The following is an 18,086-nucleotide window of genomic DNA, read 5'->3' as shown; positions in this document are numbered from 1 at the left end:
TGGGAGAAGGTCGACGGCCCTTGATAGACAAGTGCTCTCATTGCCGATATCTCCATCTGGCGCAACATGGCGTGTTTTATGGCGCCGCAGAGGCGGCTGCGCCAGTTTGTTTGAGTCGCAATGCCGCCCTTTCCTCCGACCAGTACCCCGCCTTGCCGTAGAACGCGTACAGCTGCGTTTCGAAATCGCGCTCTAGCGGAATCCTGTTGTCGTAGTCCGGGCTATCCTTGATGGCGTCGCGTGTCAGCTGTGTCGAAACAGTCGACTCGAGCCAGTCGATCAGGAAGATCCACTCAGTTGCCAGCAACACTTCCCTTGACGCCCACCAGCTTTGCGTGTCGACCGTGAGATAGCGAATAGTCCAGGCCTCATCGTCGAAAACGAATCCCGACACGTACCCGATATCGCCATCGGCTGCCGCGACGTGGTAACCATCCAGCGCGTCCGTGCTATGCAGATGGCTGTCGCCTGCCGGCTTGTCGCCGAACAACGCGAGTTGCGCGAGCGTCTCCGGTGACACAACCGATAGTACCGCACGGCTGAACGCCGGATAGCTACCCGCACCCCAGACGTCTACGCCGCCCCAATACACAGGGTAACCGTAATAGCGGAGATACTCGGCTTCGTGTTGACGCGAGACGGGTTTGTCAGTGTCGACAGGAGGACTGTCGCTCACCTGCTGCCGCGTGAGATCGACGTGGACGCTCAACGCCCCCGGATCCATGCGGATGACCGAGTAAGGCGAAATCAGCACGCGCCGCCCGTCGATCCAGTTTCCCGTTTTGACAACCAGGTAACGGATACCCCACGCATCGTGATCGAAATAGACCTCTTCGACACTGCCTATTTCGCCATCGCTCGCGGCCACCCTACATCCCTTCAGACTCTCGATACTTCGCAACATGATTCGATGCTCCTGCTACGTGTGGGACGGCATCAATGAATGCCTTCGCCATTGCCGAACGAAGGATGAATATCCGCTGCGACGACATTGCCCATTACAGCGTCTTGAGTCGGGTCACCTTCGTACCGTCCACCGTCGCGCCGGCCATCAAGCCGCCATTCGTCAGTACAAATGCGTTGATCTGGCCGGTTGCCGTGCCCGTGTCGACATTGCCGTTCGCGCCGACCTTCAATACCGCCACTGATGCATCAGCCCCCGCTGACCAGCCTTCGCTGCTGCGAAACCGATCGAGTGCGTCCGCGGTCATGAACAGAAAGACGATCGCCTTCGATTGCGCGCCGGCTTGCAGGCCGACGGAAGCACTCGCGGTGCTGTAGTACCCCACCGATTTTCCACCGACACGCAGAGCGCCTTCGCCATACTGTCCGCCCAATCCGATACCGGCATTGATAACCGTCGGAAACACGAGCAAACCGTTCGACTTGCCGACCAGTTCGCGGGCGCCGGGAACCACGTTATAGAGCCGGGTGAGCGTAGAGTCGACGCCTGCGTCGATGGTACGGCGTTTGTCCTTCTGGTCGCCCATGGTGTCGGACCCGGCAGGCGTCGTCGTACAGCTGGATAGCGACAAATTGACCGCGATCATCGATCCCGGCACACCCCAGAGAAATGTTCGTCGTTGCATACCCGTCTCCTTAGTTAACGGATGCGTCCGACGCTACGCGAGAGCCGGTGCCGAAGCGGTACGGCAGCGTACAGACACGCCGCTGCACAGTCGATAAGCTCGAGCTTGACGGTGAACCAACGGCTGGCCGCCTGGTGTAGTCGTAATGGCTCTACTCGTGATAGTTCTCATGGGATAAATCTAGAGCCCAACTTTCCGCTACCAGTTCACCCAATCTGTTCACCCAATCGTGACGGACACGGCAAATCCAAAGGGAAAATATGACCTATTCAATGTGGGGCATTCTGACCGGAATGACGATGATGTTTGCCGTCTCGCTTTACAGGTATCGGCAAAGCCTGGCACGAAGGGCGAAAATCCGCTGGTTGAACGAACATCACATGATCGACAGATTGTGCGCGAAGCTCGGCTTGTAGCCACCGGCTCGCAACAGACCGGGACGGCCTCGTCAGATTGCCCCGCATCTGCAGAAGGAGCACCCGCGTTTCGCCATATTTTCCCCGGTTCCCTACGCCATCGTCTTGAGCGGCGCAGGCAACACGCCCGCTACATACGGGGGGAAGGCCGCTCGCGCAACACCGCACTGCGCAGGCGAGAACAGAGGTACAGTGCACCCATACCCGGCGTGCGCGCTGCTGCGGTGGAAGTCGGTACGGTGCCGGACGGATTCCACGACCGCCAGCGCGTAACATAAGGTGAAGGTGCACGCACTGAGTGCGGATCAAAACGGTCCCGGCCAGCGGCGCTGCAGTACAGCGCATTTTAAAGGCCTATGTCGGTGATGCCGCGACCCGTGCCGACGACGCGCTCGAACTCGCCTTGCAATTCGGCAAGGACATCGTCGATGGCGAGGTCCAGGCCGTTCCGATCTAACGCCACTAGGATCGATGTGTCACATCATCAGTTTGAAGACGATCTCGCTCACCTCGAACGCATAATCCCGCAACTCGCCGCTGACGGCCCGTTTGGACTCGCCTATTGGCGTGGCCGTATTGCGGCGCTGGAAGCAGTTCAGGCATCGCTTCCAAACGGTGCGCGGCGCGTGACGCGTCTACTGATTGCGTTCAAGCGGATCGAAAAACGATCCACTTGACAGTCGCGGCATCCTCCGCTGGCATCGCACGGAACCTTCGTTGCTACAGCGCTCCCGCTCGCGGGCGCCACGGGACGCGCCAGCAGAAGCATCGCCATGATGAACCATCATGGTGGCCCGTAGTACCCGTTGCGTCGCGATTCGACTACTCCTTCCCACCACCGTTGATCCCGCTTCCACTTCGCCAAACCTGCTTTCCTCGTTCGGAGAGTTCACCGCAACTATGCTCCGCGTCGGCCTCAGTCCCATCTATCGCCATTTCGCCTCCAGCCTGTTCCTGCGCCTTTTGCTTCTGCTTGTGCCTCGCGGCCATGGCTTCATCGTGCGACCTGCCTGCGTAATCCTGGGTCATCTCGCCCACTCCTTCAAAAGACCATCATTGCAATCCGCCAATCCGCCCAGCGGGTGTCATTTCTCAACCGACGGTTCCAGATGCTTGCGTAGCCTGTCCAATACATGATGCTCATCCAGCCAACGGATCTCCCGCTTCCGCATAACGCTGCGCCTGTACCGCCACAGCGCCACGCCTAACATCAGCGCCACTACGGCAGCGATGCCCAACATCGCGTAGGTCATATCATCCTTTTCAATCCGTTCCCGATTGACGCCAAGCGATGGAATACGCGGTAGAGACACTCGCGTGCCCCATCGCTTTCAAGAGCTGGATGTTGTGTCATTCAGTGCCTATGGCGCATCCAGTCCCGCATCGGATGCGTATCTAGCCAACGGGCAACCGGTTCGTTTTTGTGTTCCCGCCTGTACCGTCCCGCTAAAAATATCGCGACGAACATCACCACCGCGAGCCCCACTACAAAACTGATCATTGACTGACTCATGGCACCTCCTTTGAGGTCGGAACCATAGTTATATTTTAGGTGACCATAGAAATTTCATGAGACATCTTCATTCGCTGATCCATGGCTTTTGCGCCCGGCTTTCGCGCAGCTGGATAGTGAAGCACAGACGCGACGCCACTCAGCGTGACCATGGAAAAACGACGTCAAACGTGTCGTCCGCTGATGGAGTCAATTCGACAAGAATCCCGAAGCCGCGACACGCGATCGTTCGGCGTATGGATGCCTCCGTCCGACCGGCCAGCCGTGCATGTCATCTGTTCACGAAACCGCGTTGGGAAACCGGTACGCAGGACAATTGTCCTTCGTACCGGGCCGCAAGTTCGTGTACGACAGCCAGCGTGATCAACGCCGAGCGCGTCATATGACGTTCTCTTGCTGCCAGATCGACTTGCTGCAGCAGATTGACCTGGATGCCAATGGCTTGCGACGCATGCGACTCCGACGCACAGCACGTCTGAGCCGGTATGCGTTGCTCGCTACCGTCATACATTGATTCGACGGCCTGCTTCGCATCGACCTTTAGTTCGTCCATTGACTTGCCATGCGCAACGGCACGAGGGGAATCGGGAAAATTGCCGCGAAAGCTGGTGTCGCCTTCGCGGTGTACATAAAGCGGATACTGCATGACATTCTCCACTCGAGCTTCGGACTGACTCGAACCCGATGCGTCAGAGCCCGTTCGCCTGAACCTTGCCGTCGACGATGTCCTTCCCGTATTGCATCGCGAGGTCGATGGCATCGCCCGCGGTGGTTGGACTTGCTGTAGCGAACAACGTCACATAGCGCCGGGCCTTGGCCTCGCTGGGCTGAATGGTGTCGATTCGCACGACGGACGAGAACTGACGCGGACCTTTGGCATACGGGTCACGATGCAGCGGGAATTCCTGATGAGAATACGCACGTAGCTCGTACCCTCTGTATTCGATGGTGGGAATGGTCATGATGACGCGCTCCGTGAGTGGTGCTGACCGTCATTGAATTGTGTCTGTCCGGATGCGCAAAAAGGGGCGGCCAGAGGTACATCTGAACCAGTTCACAATGCGCTTAATGGCGCCGCAAAGCAAACTAAATCGTGCGGATGCAAAAATAGAGGCCAGCGACTCGCCAGCCTCCCATCGGACGGCGAGACCGTCCAGCGATCTGCTTATTCAGGGCGTGGTTCTCGTGCTTGCATACGCAGGAACGCTGGGCCGACCGGACGGAAACGAGATCGGGACCGTGACGTCGATCGTGCCGCGTGAAATCAATTGCGGCATATCGCTCTCCGGCGTGAAGACGCTCACGCCGACCTACGGCTGGTCCAACAGGACGTCTGCATTCCTACTTTTTTCCCATCCAGAATCATCGGAAGTCGCAGTTCTTTGAACAGGCAGGTCAATTTACTTCAGTTGATACTCGCCAATAACGGCGCAGGTAGCAGGTCGACTTTCCACGCTGTGAAAAATCATGTACGCACTATTTTTTCGAGATTCCGCGTTCTAGCGAAGGTATGGAAATTTTTGCTCCTGGATACACACCGAGACGATGCAAAAGAGCTCTGAGCCGCGATTCCCAATTGACGGGCCTTCCAAACCGATCTGGTGAATGACACTGCTCGCCTAATGCATCGTATTCGAGAATTCGACTAATCAATGGCACGTTTAGTGACCCATGCTGGGATTCAAAACTTTTCGCTGTACGCGGATCCTTCTGGGCGGCATCGAATTAATGCACATGATCGGCAAAGGACAGATGAAGTGTGCTCGAGGTTATCATCCGTCCGCTGCCGATCAATTCTATGAGCTGGCAACGGAAGCAGTACTTTGTATATCGATTCGACTTTACTGCGCGAGCCTTACTGCGACAAAACCTCCGGCGCGCCGCTCATCGCCCCGCCGCGAGTGCTCCAGTTGCGGCACAAGCTGCCTCGGACGGTTCGCTGGACACCGCCTGCATCATCTGCCGCATCTCGATGGCGGCCGGAATCGACGCAAAGGTGCCGTGCCGCTCGACGGCCAGCGCAGCAGCCCGTTGCGCGCAGCCGATTGCCGGCAGCAACGGCGCAGCCTGCGAAAGCATCGCCGCCAGCACGCCGCAAAACACATCACCGGCACCCGACGTGTCGACTGCCACCACCGGCAACGCCGGCAGATGCACCGCCTGGTCGGCACGCACCAGCAATGCGCCGCGTGCGCCAAGGGTGACGACTACCCATTCAGGCCCCCGCGCCAGCAGCCAGCGCGCCGCTTGCTCGGGCTCGTCAATGCCGGAGATGTCGCGAATCTCGCCCTCGTTGGCGATCACCCCCGTGCAACGCTCGAGCGCCGACGTATCCGGCCAGCACCACGGCGCCGCGTTGATAATGACCACCGCGCCCCTTTCGCGTGCATGTTCGATCACACTGAGCGTGCAGTCGAGCGACAGATTGCCTTGCATCAGCAGCGTATCGCCTGCGTCGATATCAGCAATCTGCGCGACCACCTGCGGTGTATCGAGCGCACGCGTGCAGCCAGCGGCCGTCACGATGGAATTTTCGCCGCTGCGGCTGACGATGACGACCGACATGTCTGTCGCGACGCCGCAGCTGACCATGCGCAACGCATGCATCTGTTCGGCTTCGAGCCGCTTGCGGATGCCCGTTCCCTCCGCATCGTTGCCGATGGCTGCGTGAAACACCACTGCCGCCCCTGCGCGATGCGCGGCCACCGCCTGGTTCAGACCCTTGCCGCCCGGCGCACGCTGCACGGCCACCGCCAGCAACGATTCGCCCGCGCGCGGCGCGCGCTCCACCAGAAAGGTAAGATCCGCCACCGCGTTGCCAACCACGAACAGCCGCTTCATAAGCGTGCCTTCACGGCTTCCTTCATGAACACGTCGACCCGCTCGCGGTCGACCGGATTCCACCACACGCCATCGCGTTTCAGAAAGCTGGCGATGATCACCGCATCGGCGACGGTAAACAGCTCGCCGACGTTCGACGGATTCACACCCGAGCCGATCATCACCGGCAGCGAGGTGCCCTTTGCAATAGCCTGCAGTTCATCCATCGTGGCGGAATCGCCGGTACGCTGACCGGTCACGATCGCGGCATCCGCATCAAAAAATTCGACGTCACGCGCGAGTTCAGCGAGCGAGCGGTCCGCCGTGATCGCGTGCGCGCCATGTTTAACGTGCACGTCCGCGACGATCTTGATGTTCTGTGCGCACAAACGGGCGCGATAGCGCGTGGCCAGCGCCGCCGGCCCTTCGATAAAGCCTTCGTTGGCCACGTAGGCATTGGCCCACTGGTTCACCCGCACGAACGACGCGCCGGCGGCTTTGGCCACAGCGAGCGCCTGGATGGCGCCGTTGGCCAGCACGTTAATGCCGATCGGCAGCCCGACTGCGCGCCGCACCGCGTCGGCAATCACGGCCATCGCCGCGGCGGTTTCGGGCCCGAGGTCCTCGGGTTTGGCGAACGGAATGTCGCCGTGGTTCTCGACGATGATGCCGTCCAGGCCGCCCTGTGCATAGGCTTTTGCTTCATTGACCGCATAGTCGACGAGCTCCTCGATCGGCTGGCCTTCATAGTGCGGCGCGCCGGGCAGCGGCAAACAGTGGATCACGCCGATCACTGCCTTACGTCTGCCGAACAGGCCTTCGATCGCGTTGGGTTTTTGCTTGAAAACGGGTTGTGTGCTCATTTGATCGTATCCGCAATAGTCGTCAGACTTCGTAACAGGCACTGTGAAAATCGATTTCCAGGGCGAGCACCTTCGCAAAGATCGCGCTGCTGCGCTCGAAATCGAACTGCTCCGCGCTCCAGCCGTTCACCTGTGCTTTCAGCCATTGCACCTGGGCATTGAACGTAGCATCCGCATGCAGTGCGACCCAGTCGCGTATGTAGCCGTTGTCGTGCGGCGTCCGGTTCGCGCGCGTGCACCAGGTGCCATACATCCATTCCGCCGTCAGCATCGCGACGATCACGTCTTCGTACCGGCCTTGCTGCGCGATTTCGAGCATGCCGGTATCGAATGCAGTGACACAGGCAGGCAGCCGCGCATCGCTGCGTGGCGCCGGCAACGCGAGCGCTGCGAAGGTACGGTCGAAATATGGCACCTGCTCGGTGGACAATGCGTTCAGCACGCCGATCAGCCAGTGTTTCTGCGCGATCGCTGGCGCCTTGATCAGCGCATGGCCGAATATCCCGATGGCGGTTTCGACGAATCGCCCTTCATACGCCAGGTAACGGTTGAACGTGTCTACCGGCAAACGGTTGCGCTCGATGTCGACCACAAACCGGTGCTCCTGCATGGCCTGCCACGGGCCGGCATTGGCCGCGAGCAGACGTTCCGTGTGAGTCGTTGAATGTTGCGTAGTCATCTAAAAGAAGCCCTCGCTATTTCTTTGACGATTTGTAGCGGCCGAACATCCGGGTGTTCAACCAGATCGCGCCGAGAATGATCACGCCGGTGATGATCTGCGTGAAGAACGGCGAGATGTGCATCAGAATCAGCCCGTTGCCGATCACCGCGATGGTTAGTGAGCCAAGGATCGTGCCGGTGATGGTGGCGCGGCCGCCCATCAGCGACGTGCCGCCCAGCACAACCGCCGCGATCACATCCAGCTCGAAGCCCACCGCCGCATTCGACGAGCCCGAGCCGAGCCGCGACGCGAGAATCAACCCCGCCGCCGCGGAGGCGAGACCGGTCAGCAGGAACACCGAACTCTTGATGCGCAGCGTCGGCATGCCGGCTCGCCGCGCAGCTTCGGCATTCGCGCCGACCGCGACCACGCGTCGGCCATAGCGACCGCGGTTCAGATACACGTAGCCGAGCACGCATACGATCACCGCGATCAATGCCGGCACCGGAACGTCGAACAGCATGCCGGTGCCGATGAAGTCGAAGCCCGTGCCCGATTCGATTGGCACTGAAAAGCCCTTGGTCGAATAGAGCGCAATGCCGCGCAGCGTCGACATGGTGGCCAGCGTCACGATGAAGGACGGTATGGCCTGGCTGGCCGAAATCCATCCTTGCAGCCAGCCGATAGCGCCGCCGAGCGCGAGGATCGCGAGCATCGCAGCAGGCCACGGCACGCCATGCTGGATCAGGATCGCGACCAGCGCGTTGGTCAGCGCCGCCATCGAGCCGACCGACAGATCAATGCCGCCGGTCGTGATGACGAAGGTCATCGCAATCGCCACCACCAGAATCGGCGCTAGCTGACGCAACACGTTTAGCGCATTGCCGGTGGTCAGAAACGTGTTGCTGCCGAGCGCAAACACCACGCAACATCCGACAAAAAAACCGGCAATCGACAGCACCTGCGCGTGATTGGCAAAGTAGTCGCGCGAGCGCGAGCCGAATTCGCGCTCGGTATAAGGCGTGGTGCTCATCCGTGTCTCCTTCCGACAATCAGCTGAACCAGTTCTTCGAGGCTGGTCTCGTCGAGCTGCCGCTCGGCAACCTTGGTGCCTTCGTACATCACGGCGATCCGGTCGCAGACCCGGAACAGATCCTGCAGCCGGTGCGTAATCAGCACGACGGCCACTCCCTGCGCCTTGACGCGATTGATCAGGTCGAGCACCGCATCGACTTCTGCGACGGCGAGCGCCGACGTGGGTTCGTCCATGATCAGCACGCGCGGTGAAAACGACGCGGCGCGCGCGATCGCGATCGACTGCCGTTGCCCGCCCGACAACTGCTCAACGGTGTTGCTCAGGTTCGGAATGCGAATCTTGAGCCGGTCGAGCAGCGTGCGCGCTTCGGCCAGCATGCGCTTGTGCTGCAGCATGCCGCCCTTGCACAGTTCGCGCCCGAGATACAGGTTGCCGACCACATCGACGGTGTCGCACAGGCTCAGATCCTGATAGACCATTTCGATGTGACGGGCCCGCGCGTCGGCCGGTCCAGTGAAGCGCACTTCGTTGCCTTCGATGTGAATCGTGCCGGCGTCGGGCAAATAGGTGCCTGCCATCACCTTGGTCAACGTCGATTTGCCGGCCGCGTTGTCGCCGATCAGGCCGACGCATTCGCCGGCGTAAAGATCGAGATCGATGCCGCGCAACGCGGGAAACGAGCCGAACGATTTGCGAATGCCCTTCATCGCGAGAATCGGCACGCGCGGCCTGGCGGCTGCGGCGGTCGGGGATGGCTTCATAGTGATGAGCGCCTGCATGGTCATTTCGCCGCAAAGAGGTTGCGATACGCGCCGACGTTCGCCTTCGTCACGTAGGTCACCGGCGTCATCACCACCTGCTGCACCGGCTTGCCGCTGTGCGCGTTATCGATCTGCGCGATCGCCGCGCGGCCCATCGCGGGGGGATCCTGCTGCAGCACGCCGAGCACCACGCCGCGGTCGATGCCGCGAATCACTTCCGGCGCGAGGTCCCAGCCGATCACCTTCACCTTGTCGGCGCGCCCTTGCGCCTGCACCGCGGCGATCGCACCCAGCATGGCCGGCTCGCCGGTCGCGTAGATGGCGTCGAGGTCGGGGTTGGCGGTCAGCAGGTTTTCGGCTGCCGAAAGCGCGATATCCTGAGTGTTCTGGCCGTCGACCACACCGGCCACCGTCACCTTTCCGCTCGCCGCGATCACGTCCTGGAAGATCTTCTGGCGCGTGTTCTGGATCACCGAACTCAGCGCGCCAACGATGCCGATATGCGCGCTGCCTTGCGGGTTCTTTGCGACGTAGTCCAGGTAGCGCGCCGCCAGCTCCTTCGAGCCGACCGTATTGTCCACGGCGACCTGCGCCTTCTGCGGGCCCGGCGGCAGCACAGCGTCGAGTCCCACCACCGGAATCCCCGCGGCAGTTGCGTTGCGGATCGCACCGCGCACCGCGTTCACGTCGATCGCATCGACCACGATACCGTCGACTTTCTGCTGTACGTAGTCGTCGATCGCGTTGACCTGCGCTGAAGACACGTCATTGGCGTTGAACACGACTAGCTTGACGCCGCGCTTCTTCGCCTCCTCCTCGGCGCCGGCGCGCATCTGGTTGAAGAAAGCCGCCTGCTGGTTGATCACGATCAGCGCGTAAGTCGGCGTGCCGGCTGCAGGCGCAGGCGCGCTGAAGCTCGCGAGGCCCATTAGCGCAACGGAACAGCTAAACGCAAAACGTAGTGCCTTGTTCATAACTCCTCCAGAGTACGGGCAGCAATCAGACGGATGCCGGCGGAGCCACGGAAGCCCGTTTCACGAGCTCCACCGGAAGACGGACTTCGGTTTCTGCGGGGTCGCCGTGCGAAGCGGCGAGCATCAGTTCCACGGCACGCGCGCCCAGCTCCGCGATCGGTTGGCGGATCGCGGTCAACGGCGGATCGAACAGATGCAAAGGGCCTGCGTCGTCGAACACGATCAGCGACAGACGTTCGGGCACCGCCACGCCGGCGCGATGCAGCGCGTCGAGCAGGCCGATCATGATTTCGCCGCTCGATACGAATACGGCGGTCGGCGGTCGCCCGAGACTCAACAGCGCGCGCGCCGCGTCCTCGCCGTGCGCGGCGGCATAAGCCCCGTACATTTCGAACGTGACTTCGGCGTCCGCCTGCGCGGCCGCATCGCGCAAGCCGGCAAAGCGGTCGCGCGTGCTCGCAAGTTCCGACGGGCCGCCGATGAATGCAATGCGCCGATGGCCGTGTTCGACGAAGTGCTCGCCGGCCAGCCAGCCGCCGCGATAGTTGTCGTACAGCACCTTCGCGCTGTGCACGCCCGGAATGTCTTCGTCTATCAGCACGAGGCCGCGCGTGTCGTTCAGCGCCTGGACCAGTTCGGGGGTGTGGTAATGCGCGCTGACGAACAGCAGGCCGCTCACCTGGTTGCGCCGCATCCGCGCCACGTGCTGCAATTCGCGGCTCGCATTGTTCGACGTCGCGTTTAGCAGCACGCCTAAGCCCTTCGCTTCGGCTGCCTCCTCGACGGCGGCAGCGAGCAGCGCGAAGAACGGGTTGGCGATGGTCGGTATGACGAGGCCGATCGTGTCCGAACGCCCGCGGCCGAGACTGCGCGCATGTGGGTTCGGCACGTAGCCGAGCTGGCGGATCGCCGTGTCGACGCGTTGCGCGGTGTCGGGCGGCAGCACGAGGTCCGCGTTCAGGTAGCGCGACACGGTGGTCATCGAAACGCCCGCTGTGCGTGCCACGTCCTTCAAACCCGGTATGAAACGGCGTTGCGTCACGCGTACCTCACAGGAAAATTCATCAGATGGCTGGTTGCTGCGCTTCGGACTTGTAAAGCGCTTTACTTGATTGAATGCAACCATATTTCGATTGTCAAGCGCCTTGCCAAAATTTTTCCGCATGCGAAATGCAGCCTGACCTGCTCAGTGATTCGTGTGGAAAATACCTATAAACAAGCACCAAAATGGTGTTCAGGTGTTCACCGTGTGTGCTCATACATTTCCAACCGTCTTTTTTTGATTTCGTTGACAGCCAGGCTTGAATCGACATAATTTCTAGTAAAGCGCTTTACTTTGATGCGCGTTAATTAACTTTGGCCCACCTGCCAGGACTGCCCGGCGGCAACATGGGCACACGCGAGGCACACGATGACAGTGTCCGAATCTACCCGGCTCCAGCCGACCGTCGGCGTCGACAGCGGCTATGTGATGACCGTCCTGGGACGGGTGCCCGTCAGCGAGATGGGCATCACGCTGATGCACGAGCACATCCTGATCGATGCGTCGAACAAATGGGTGCCGCCCGCATGTTGCGCGGCAGGCCATATCGGCGAACAGAAAGTCCACATCGGGATACTCGGCGCGTTGCGCATGAATCCGCTAATGAATCGCGACAACTGCCGGCTTGTCGACGTCGATCTTGCCGTCGAAGAGTTGCTTAAATTTCGCGAGCTGGGCGGCGCGACCGTGGTCGACCCGACCAATATCGGGATCGGGCGCGACCCGGCGGCACTGCGGCAGATCGCGCGCCGCACCGGCCTGCATATTGTGATGTCGACGGGCTTTTACCTCGAACCCTCGCATCCGGCCTATGTACGGGAGCGTTCAGTCGAAGAACTCGCCGAACTGTTGATGTTCGAGGTGGGCGCGCTCGAACGCAAACCGGAGGTGGCCTCCGGCCTGATCGGCGAAATCGGCGTGTCCGCGGCATTTACCGCCGAAGAAGAAAAGTCGCTGCGCGCCGCCGCGCGCGCGAGCGCCGCGACCCGCGTGCCGTTGTCGGTGCATCTTCCGGGCTGGGTGCGGCATGGTCACCGGGTGCTCGACATTGTCGAAGCGGAAGGCGCAGATGTGCAGCACACGGTGCTGTGTCATATGAATCCAAGCCTCTACGACGTCGCTTACCAGCACTCGCTGGCGCAGCGCGGCGCGTGGCTCGAATACGACATGATCGGCATGGACTACTACTACGCGGACGAACAGGCACAGTCGCCTTCGGATGAGGAAAACGCGCGGGCGATCCGCGCGCTGATCGACGCCGGTTATGCAGACCGGGTGCTGCTTTCGCAGGACGTATTTCTGAAGATGATGCTCACCCGCTACGGCGGCTTTGGTTACGGGTACATTCTCGAGCACTTCGTGCCGCGCCTGAAACGGCATGGCGTGACCGACGCGCAGATCGAAACGCTGCTGGCGGCCAATCCAGCGCGCGTGTTCTGGAGCCGCGCGAACGCCAGCTAACGATCACCCTGCGCAAGGAAATCACATGAAGAAGAAAGTGCTGCTCGCCGGCGAATCGTGGACCTCCACCGCCACCCATGCCAAGGGCTTCGACCAATTTGCGTCGATCACGCATCACAGCGGCGCGGATGCGTTTCTGAAACTGTTCGAGCATGGCGATTATGCGGTCACCCATATGCCGAGCCACGAAGCGCAAACGCACTTTCCTGCGACGCTAATCGACCTCAACGCGTGGGACGCGATCATCCTTTCCGACATCGGTGCAAATACCTTGCTGCTGCACCCCGACACCTGGATCAGAAGCGTACGCACGCCGAACCGGCTCAAGCTCTTGCGCGATTACGTCAGCGGCGGCGGCGGCGGCGGGCTGATGATGATCGGCGGGTATCTGAGTTTTCAGGGCATCAACGGTAGCGCCCGCTTTCGCAATACGCCCGTGGAAGAAGTGCTGCCGGTGCGCTGCCAGCCATACGACGATCGCGTGGAGGTGCCTGAAGGTTTCACGCCGCATGTGGCCGCCGCGCATCCGGTAGTCGAAGGTCTGGGCACAGACTGGCCTCATCTGCTCGGCTATAACGAAGTCGAATTGAAGCCCGATGCGCAACTGATCGCGACAGTACCCGGCACCGGGCATCCGCTGCTTGTCGCCGGACACTTCGGCGCGGGCCGCACGCTCGCATGGACTAGCGACATGTCTGTGCACTGGCTCCCGCCCGAGTTTTCGGCATGGCCGGGCTACGAGCGGCTATGGCGCAATTGCCTGAACTGGTTGACGCAACCGGCCAGCCGATAACTTGCGCAACCGGTACCGCGTTGCGCGCCATTGACTGACCACGGTTCATGCTTGCGACGAAACGCTACACAACACAACGTCACCGTCGCGGCGGGCGAGCGAGCGCACGCTACCGCTCATGAGGCGACTTCGAACCCGCTGTCGGCGCCCATCACGCTCAGAAATCGACTCGTCAAAGGATGCCTCGGATGCGTGAGCACATCGTGCGCAGGTCCCTCTTCGACGACCATGCCGCCGCTCAAAAAGACGACGCGATCGGCAACCTGATCGGCGAAACGCAATTGATGGGTGGAGATGATCATGGTCAGGCCGTCTTCGATCGCGAGCCGCTGGATCACGTCTAACACCTCGCCGACGAGTTCCGGGTCGAGGGCGGACGTCGGTTCATCGAGCAGCAGTACACGGGGATTGGGAGCCAGCGCACGTGCGATCGCAACACGCTGTTGCTGCCCGCCAGAAAGATGGCGCGGCAATGCGTGGGCGCGATGACCGAGGCCGACGCGTTCAAGCAGCTCATGTGCGCGGCGCTCCGCGTCGGCGGGCCCCATGCCATGCACCCACCGCAAAGGCCCCGCGATGTTCTCGCACGCGCTCAGGTGACTGAACAGATTGAACTGCTGAAACACCATGCCGACGCCGATGCTCGCGCGCTCGTTCGCGATGTCGTGCTGCGTCATTGGCCGGCCGTCGGCGCGAAAGCCAACGCGCCTTCCGTCAATGCGAATTTCGCCCGCGTCCCAGTGTTCGAGGTGGTTGATGCAACGGAGCAGCGTGCTCTTGCCTGAGCCGCTCGGCCCGAGCACCACGACGACTTCACCGAAGCGAACAGTCAGGTCGAATCCATCAAGCACTGGCTGCTTGCCGTACTGTTTGCGCAGGGCGCTCACCTTCACCGCTGCGCCCTGCCGGGCAAGTTCCGCGTAGCGCTTTGCATGATCTGCCCGGCTGTACGCCGGTCTGCGTGTGGGCGGATCGCTCTCGCGAAGCGGGTCGGCAGTGAACGGCTCGGGCCGATGCGCCGCTCGCGCGCCTGGCGCTGCCTCCTCCGTCACGGCGGCACGGCGCCACGGCAACAACCGCGCGAAACCCCCGGACGCGGGACGATCGAGATCGAGCGCGGCTTCCGCGATCAACTGGATCACGGCGACCGCCCCTGTCAAAATCAGGTACATCAGCCCGGATGCGAAGAAGATCGAGAAGAAGTCGAACGTCGATGACGCGAGCTGCGTGCTGCGCAACGTCAGCTCATCGACGGCGATCACCGAGGCCAGCGATGAGTTCTTCAACGCGCTGACCGATTCGTTGCCAAGCGCCGGCACGATTGCGCGGATTGCCTGCGGTGCGATCACGCGGCGCATCAGGACGGACGGCGTCATGCCAAGCGCCTGTCCTGCGAGCAGTTGGCCGCGTTCGACGCCGAGCACGCCAGCCCGCAGGATCTCGGCGATGAACGGTCCCTCGTTTGCTGCGAGCGCGAGACCGGCGGCGCCTATTGCACTCAGCTTCAGCCCGATATGTGGCAACGCGTCATACGCGAACACGAGTTGCAAGATGAGCGGAGTACCGCGGAAGATCACCGTGTAGCTGCGCGCGAGCGCCGCTAACGGGCCGACCCTGCTTAGTTGCATCGCCACGAGCACCAGCCCTACGACGACACCGCCCGCGAGCCCGAGGGCCGTCACCGCGATCGTGAAGCCGATGCCGCGCAGCAGATACGGCATGCCGAGATAATGCAGAAACAGTTCCATCAGTTCGACACGATCAGTTTGGGTGTTTCGAGATTTTCAGCGCCAAGCGACCACTTCTTCAGCAGCTCAGCCTCGATGCCCGCCTTCTGGATCGCGACGAGCGCCGCCATCACGGCCGCGCGAAATTCAGGCTTGTCCTTCGGTACGCCGATGCCGACCGAGTACGGCAGCGTCACCGCGCTCGCCTTCTCGAGTTTGTCCGGATACGCCTTCACCGCCTGGTCCACCGTGTTCACGTCGTTGATGTACGTATCGGCGCGACCCGACAGGATCGCCTGAATGCAGTTCGCGTTGTTGTCGTACAGTTGTATCGCGGCCTCCTGCCTGTTGGCCGCCTTGCAGGCCGGTGCGAGATTCTGGATCAGAGGCACTTCGACATAGCCGGTATTTTCCGCTGCAGTGGTACCGCACATGGTCGGGTTGATGCCCGTGATCTTCTTCGGATTACCCTTTGCGACGAGGACGCCGTCGAACACCTTCGAGTAGGTGATAAAGTCCGCCGCCTTCGCGCGCTCTTCAGTCGCATAGATGTCGGAGATCACGATGTCAGCCTGACCGCTTTGCAGCGTCGTCAATAGCGCGGCGAACGTCACCGGCTTGTACGTCATCGTGAAGCCGAGGCAGTTGCCGATCGTCTCGCCGAGGTCGATATCGAAGCCGATGTATTTGCTCGGGTCGCTCGGATCCAGCGCTTCATAACCAGGTGTGTGCGGATTGATCGCGTTGACAAGTGACTTTCCCTTGAATTGCGGATACCTGGCTTGAAGCGCCTTGCACTCGGTGGGCGTAGCCGGTGCGGCAGCCTTTGCGTGGCCCGATATCAACAGTGCCAGCAAACAGACGGCGCCGATGACGAACTCATGCCAGCGACGAAAGGCAACACCTTTGTCGAGCAAGCTATGTCCGTGTTCGATGAGATTGGTATGCATCCGGAAGACTCCCTCAGCGGCAGATGTCAATGGCCTACCCCATGTAAGCCTTGTTGCATCGCATCAGCGCAAGCGTAGGTGGAGGAAATTTCGCGGACTTGTCCCGGTGCGCACAAATCCTTGTACGGGGATGAAGGGGAATTCTGACTACCGGGGCGATGGCGGATCGCGCGGCATTATTAGAACCAGGGCGTGGGGCATCCGGAAATTGACCGGATGCGTTTCGGCTTGGACATGACAAGACCCTCGTAAGCTGAGTGACACGGAAACGGATTCGTCCACACACAAGCTTTTGTACGCAGTCAACCAAGTCTGTCTATTCTGTCGCCCGTACGATCGGTCATCAGTCGCGTCGATCAATTGGACACTCTTACGGAGCTTTAGAAAGCATGCTTTACGACTTGCCTGCCATTCAGAAAAATGTTCATTGGGGATATTTCGATGCGGCGCTAGCGCCCGCGTTGATTGTCGAGAGCGGCGACTTTATTCGCGCCGAAGCGATCACGCATCATGCAGGCGACGCGCCCGACCTCATGATGGATGACAAGGTGCGTGCGCTCTACGACACGATTCCCGAGTCCGATCGCGCGCCCGGCGTGCATCTGATGACGGGCCCGATCTTCGTGAACGACGCCAGGCCCGGCGATCTGCTCGAAGTGCGCTATCTGCAAATGACCCCGCGCTTCAACTATGGCTCGAATCTCGCGGCGCACTGGGGCCATCTGTTCACCGATTTCGAGAAAGAGCGCGTCACGATCTATGAACTCGATCAGGCGTCAAACACGGCTCACGCGCTCTATGCGTATGACTATCCCGGTAAATATCTCGTGCCGGGCAAGCGTTCGGACATTCGCGACTGCTGCCGCGAACTCGCGCTCGATGGCGTTCGCGTGCCCGTGCGCCCTCATCTGGGCACAGCAGGCGTCGCGCCCGATGTGGCGGGCCGTGTGAGCACCGTGCCGCCGGGCGCGCATGGCGGCAATATCGATAACTGGCGCATCGGCGCGGGTTCAACCATGTATTACCCGGTCGCCGTGGACGGCGGGTTGTTCTCGATTGGCGACCCGCATGTATCGCAAGGCGATGGCGAGATCAGCGGCACCGCGATCGAGGCATCGCTCAATGTCATGTTCCAGATCGTGCTGCGGCGCGACTTCGCATTTCCCTCGCCGCTGCTAGAAACGCCGGACTTCTGGATCGTTCATGGCTTCGATGAAGATCTCAACATCGCGACGAAAAACGCTTCACGCGATATGTTGTTGTTGCTCACCGAGCAGCAAGGCCTCTCGCGTGACGACGCGTATTCGCTGATGAGCGTCGCCGCGGATTTCTCCGTGACCCAGGTCGTCGATGGCCGTCAGGGCATTCACTGCAAGATCCCCCGCAGCATTTTTCCTCCTAAGAAAAAGCCTCGCGTGTGAGTAGTGCGTGCGCGCGCGGTAACGGTGCATCCACGCACCGTTACCGCGCGCTGCGGCGC

18 protein-coding genes and 1 pseudogene are annotated in these 18,086 nt (G+C 61.0%); 5 read left to right on the top strand and 14 right to left on the bottom strand.

What is annotated here, in order from left to right:
* Positions 1–76 precede the first annotated feature (76 nt).
* Together SB822_RS25665 and SB822_RS25660 are read right to left on the bottom strand one after the other, a co-directional pair.
* Complete coding sequence (locus SB822_RS25665; RefSeq protein WP_410855913.1) at positions 77–904, bottom strand: PRC-barrel domain-containing protein; 828 nt, start codon at positions 902–904, stop codon at positions 77–79.
* A gap of 94 nt (positions 905–998) precedes the next feature.
* Entirely contained in the window at positions 999–1,589 is a 591-nt protein-coding gene (locus SB822_RS25660; protein WP_094298329.1) for a YSC84-related protein, read from the bottom strand.
* Between the two features lie 714 nt (positions 1,590–2,303).
* On the opposite strand from SB822_RS25660, the gene SB822_RS25655 reads away from it, so the two are divergent.
* A complete protein-coding gene (locus SB822_RS25655) occupies positions 2,304–2,462 on the top strand; it encodes a hypothetical protein (RefSeq protein ID WP_158660551.1) in 159 nt (52 codons plus the stop codon).
* Positions 2,463–2,827: 365 nt separating this feature from the next.
* Here SB822_RS25655 and SB822_RS25650 read toward each other — a convergent pair whose 3' ends face one another.
* The 3 genes from SB822_RS25650 to SB822_RS25640 form a co-directional block, all read right to left on the bottom strand.
* On the bottom strand, positions 2,828–3,034 hold the full coding sequence (locus SB822_RS25650; RefSeq protein ID WP_007584503.1) for a hypothetical protein: 207 nt from the start codon (positions 3,032–3,034) through the stop codon (positions 2,828–2,830).
* A gap of 755 nt (positions 3,035–3,789) precedes the next feature.
* Positions 3,790–4,164, bottom strand: a complete 375-nt coding sequence (locus SB822_RS25645; protein ID WP_410855912.1) for a HicB family protein — start codon at positions 4,162–4,164, stop codon at positions 3,790–3,792.
* A gap of 43 nt (positions 4,165–4,207) precedes the next feature.
* Positions 4,208–4,480 carry a hypothetical protein gene (locus tag SB822_RS25640; protein ID WP_007738330.1) on the bottom strand — a complete coding sequence of 91 codons (273 nt, stop codon included), beginning with the start codon at positions 4,478–4,480 and terminating at the stop codon, positions 4,208–4,210.
* 706 nt (positions 4,481–5,186) lie between these two features.
* On the opposite strand from SB822_RS25640, the pseudogene SB822_RS25635 reads away from it, so the two are divergent.
* Positions 5,187–5,327, top strand: a pseudogene (locus tag SB822_RS25635) (IS6 family transposase); the annotation flags it as partial.
* 75 nt (positions 5,328–5,402) lie between these two features.
* Here SB822_RS25635 and SB822_RS25630 read toward each other — a convergent pair.
* The 7 genes from SB822_RS25630 to SB822_RS25600 all read right to left on the bottom strand — a co-directional run bounded on the left by SB822_RS25630 (position 5,403) and on the right by SB822_RS25600 (position 11,675).
* On the bottom strand, positions 5,403–6,359 hold the full coding sequence (locus tag SB822_RS25630; RefSeq protein WP_079491223.1) for a ribokinase: 957 nt from the start codon (positions 6,357–6,359) through the stop codon (positions 5,403–5,405).
* Entirely contained in the window at positions 6,356–7,132 is a 777-nt protein-coding gene (locus SB822_RS25625; protein WP_410855911.1) for a BtpA/SgcQ family protein, read from the bottom strand. Before SB822_RS25625 ends, SB822_RS25630 begins: the two co-directional genes overlap by 4 nt.
* Positions 7,133–7,223: 91 nt before the next feature.
* The gene (locus tag SB822_RS25620) at positions 7,224–7,880 is read right to left on the bottom strand and encodes a TenA family protein (protein WP_410855910.1); all 657 of its coding nucleotides are present in this window, start codon (positions 7,878–7,880) and stop codon (positions 7,224–7,226) included.
* Between the two features lie 16 nt (positions 7,881–7,896).
* Complete coding sequence (locus SB822_RS25615) at positions 7,897–8,895, bottom strand: ABC transporter permease (RefSeq protein ID WP_007584491.1); 999 nt, start codon at positions 8,893–8,895, stop codon at positions 7,897–7,899.
* Entirely contained in the window at positions 8,892–9,659 is a 768-nt protein-coding gene (locus SB822_RS25610) for an ATP-binding cassette domain-containing protein (RefSeq protein WP_236674335.1), read from the bottom strand. Before SB822_RS25610 ends, SB822_RS25615 begins: the two co-directional genes overlap by 4 nt.
* Positions 9,660–9,679: 20 nt before the next feature.
* Entirely contained in the window at positions 9,680–10,588 is a 909-nt protein-coding gene (locus tag SB822_RS25605) for a substrate-binding domain-containing protein (protein ID WP_410855977.1), read from the bottom strand.
* Between the two features lie 70 nt (positions 10,589–10,658).
* Positions 10,659–11,675 (bottom strand): LacI family DNA-binding transcriptional regulator, encoded by a 1,017-nt coding sequence (locus SB822_RS25600; protein ID WP_007738342.1) that lies wholly within the window; start codon positions 11,673–11,675, stop codon positions 10,659–10,661.
* 369 nt (positions 11,676–12,044) lie between these two features.
* On the opposite strand from SB822_RS25600, the gene SB822_RS25595 reads away from it, so the two are divergent.
* Both SB822_RS25595 and SB822_RS25590 read left to right on the top strand, forming a co-directional pair.
* A complete protein-coding gene (locus tag SB822_RS25595; RefSeq protein WP_410855909.1) occupies positions 12,045–13,136 on the top strand; it encodes a phosphotriesterase in 1,092 nt (363 codons plus the stop codon).
* Between the two features lie 25 nt (positions 13,137–13,161).
* Complete coding sequence (locus SB822_RS25590) at positions 13,162–13,929, top strand: glutamine amidotransferase (protein WP_410855908.1); 768 nt, start codon at positions 13,162–13,164, stop codon at positions 13,927–13,929.
* Positions 13,930–14,045: 116 nt separating this feature from the next.
* Here the strand turns inward: SB822_RS25590 and SB822_RS25585 are convergent, their stop codons facing one another.
* Both SB822_RS25585 and SB822_RS25580 read right to left on the bottom strand, forming a co-directional pair.
* Entirely contained in the window at positions 14,046–15,677 is a 1,632-nt protein-coding gene (locus tag SB822_RS25585) for an amino acid ABC transporter permease/ATP-binding protein (RefSeq protein ID WP_410855907.1), read from the bottom strand.
* Complete coding sequence (locus SB822_RS25580; RefSeq protein ID WP_007584481.1) at positions 15,677–16,606, bottom strand: ABC transporter substrate-binding protein; 930 nt, start codon at positions 16,604–16,606, stop codon at positions 15,677–15,679. The genes SB822_RS25585 and SB822_RS25580 overlap by 1 nt, the downstream gene beginning before the upstream one ends.
* Positions 16,607–16,995: 389 nt before the next feature.
* Here SB822_RS25580 and SB822_RS25575 point away from each other — a divergent pair, with 389 nt between their 5' ends.
* A complete protein-coding gene (locus SB822_RS25575; protein ID WP_410855906.1) occupies positions 16,996–18,027 on the top strand; it encodes an acetamidase/formamidase family protein in 1,032 nt (343 codons plus the stop codon).
* Positions 18,028–18,086: the final 59 nt, after the last annotated feature.

This window comes from Paraburkholderia sp. SIMBA_054, assembly GCF_046534875.1.
Taxonomy (GTDB): domain Bacteria; phylum Pseudomonadota; class Gammaproteobacteria; order Burkholderiales; family Burkholderiaceae; genus Paraburkholderia; species Paraburkholderia hospita.
Note: the sequence above shows the minus strand (reverse complement) of the source record. Positions and strands in the feature narration are given on the sequence as shown.

Bases quoted from the DNA above. Each gene is read 5' to 3' on its own strand.
- SB822_RS25665 (WP_410855913.1), bottom strand. From the start codon at position 904: ATGTTGCGAAGTATCGAGAGTCTGAAGGGATGTAGGGTGGCCGCGAGC.
- SB822_RS25660 (WP_094298329.1), bottom strand. From the start codon at position 1,589: ATGCAACGACGAACATTTCTCTGGGGTGTGCCGGGATCGATGATCGCG.
- SB822_RS25650 (WP_007584503.1), bottom strand. From the start codon at position 3,034: ATGACCCAGGATTACGCAGGCAGGTCGCACGATGAAGCCATGGCCGCG.
- SB822_RS25645 (WP_410855912.1), bottom strand. From the start codon at position 4,164: ATGCAGTATCCGCTTTATGTACACCGCGAAGGCGACACCAGCTTTCGC.
- SB822_RS25640 (WP_007738330.1), bottom strand. From the start codon at position 4,480: ATGACCATTCCCACCATCGAATACAGAGGGTACGAGCTACGTGCGTAT.
- SB822_RS25630 (WP_079491223.1), bottom strand. From the start codon at position 6,359: ATGAAGCGGCTGTTCGTGGTTGGCAACGCGGTGGCGGATCTTACCTTT.
- SB822_RS25620 (WP_410855910.1), bottom strand. From the start codon at position 7,880: ATGACTACGCAACATTCAACGACTCACACGGAACGTCTGCTCGCGGCC.
- SB822_RS25615 (WP_007584491.1), bottom strand. From the start codon at position 8,895: ATGAGCACCACGCCTTATACCGAGCGCGAATTCGGCTCGCGCTCGCGC.
- SB822_RS25610 (WP_236674335.1), bottom strand. From the start codon at position 9,659: ATGAAGCCATCCCCGACCGCCGCAGCCGCCAGGCCGCGCGTGCCGATT.
- SB822_RS25605 (WP_410855977.1), bottom strand. From the start codon at position 10,588: ATGGGCCTCGCGAGCTTCAGCGCGCCTGCGCCTGCAGCCGGCACGCCG.
- SB822_RS25595 (WP_410855909.1), top strand. From the start codon at position 12,045: ATGACAGTGTCCGAATCTACCCGGCTCCAGCCGACCGTCGGCGTCGAC.
- SB822_RS25590 (WP_410855908.1), top strand. From the start codon at position 13,162: ATGAAGAAGAAAGTGCTGCTCGCCGGCGAATCGTGGACCTCCACCGCC.
- SB822_RS25585 (WP_410855907.1), bottom strand. From the start codon at position 15,677: ATGGAACTGTTTCTGCATTATCTCGGCATGCCGTATCTGCTGCGCGGC.
- SB822_RS25580 (WP_007584481.1), bottom strand. From the start codon at position 16,606: ATGCATACCAATCTCATCGAACACGGACATAGCTTGCTCGACAAAGGT.
- SB822_RS25575 (WP_410855906.1), top strand. From the start codon at position 16,996: ATGCTTTACGACTTGCCTGCCATTCAGAAAAATGTTCATTGGGGATAT.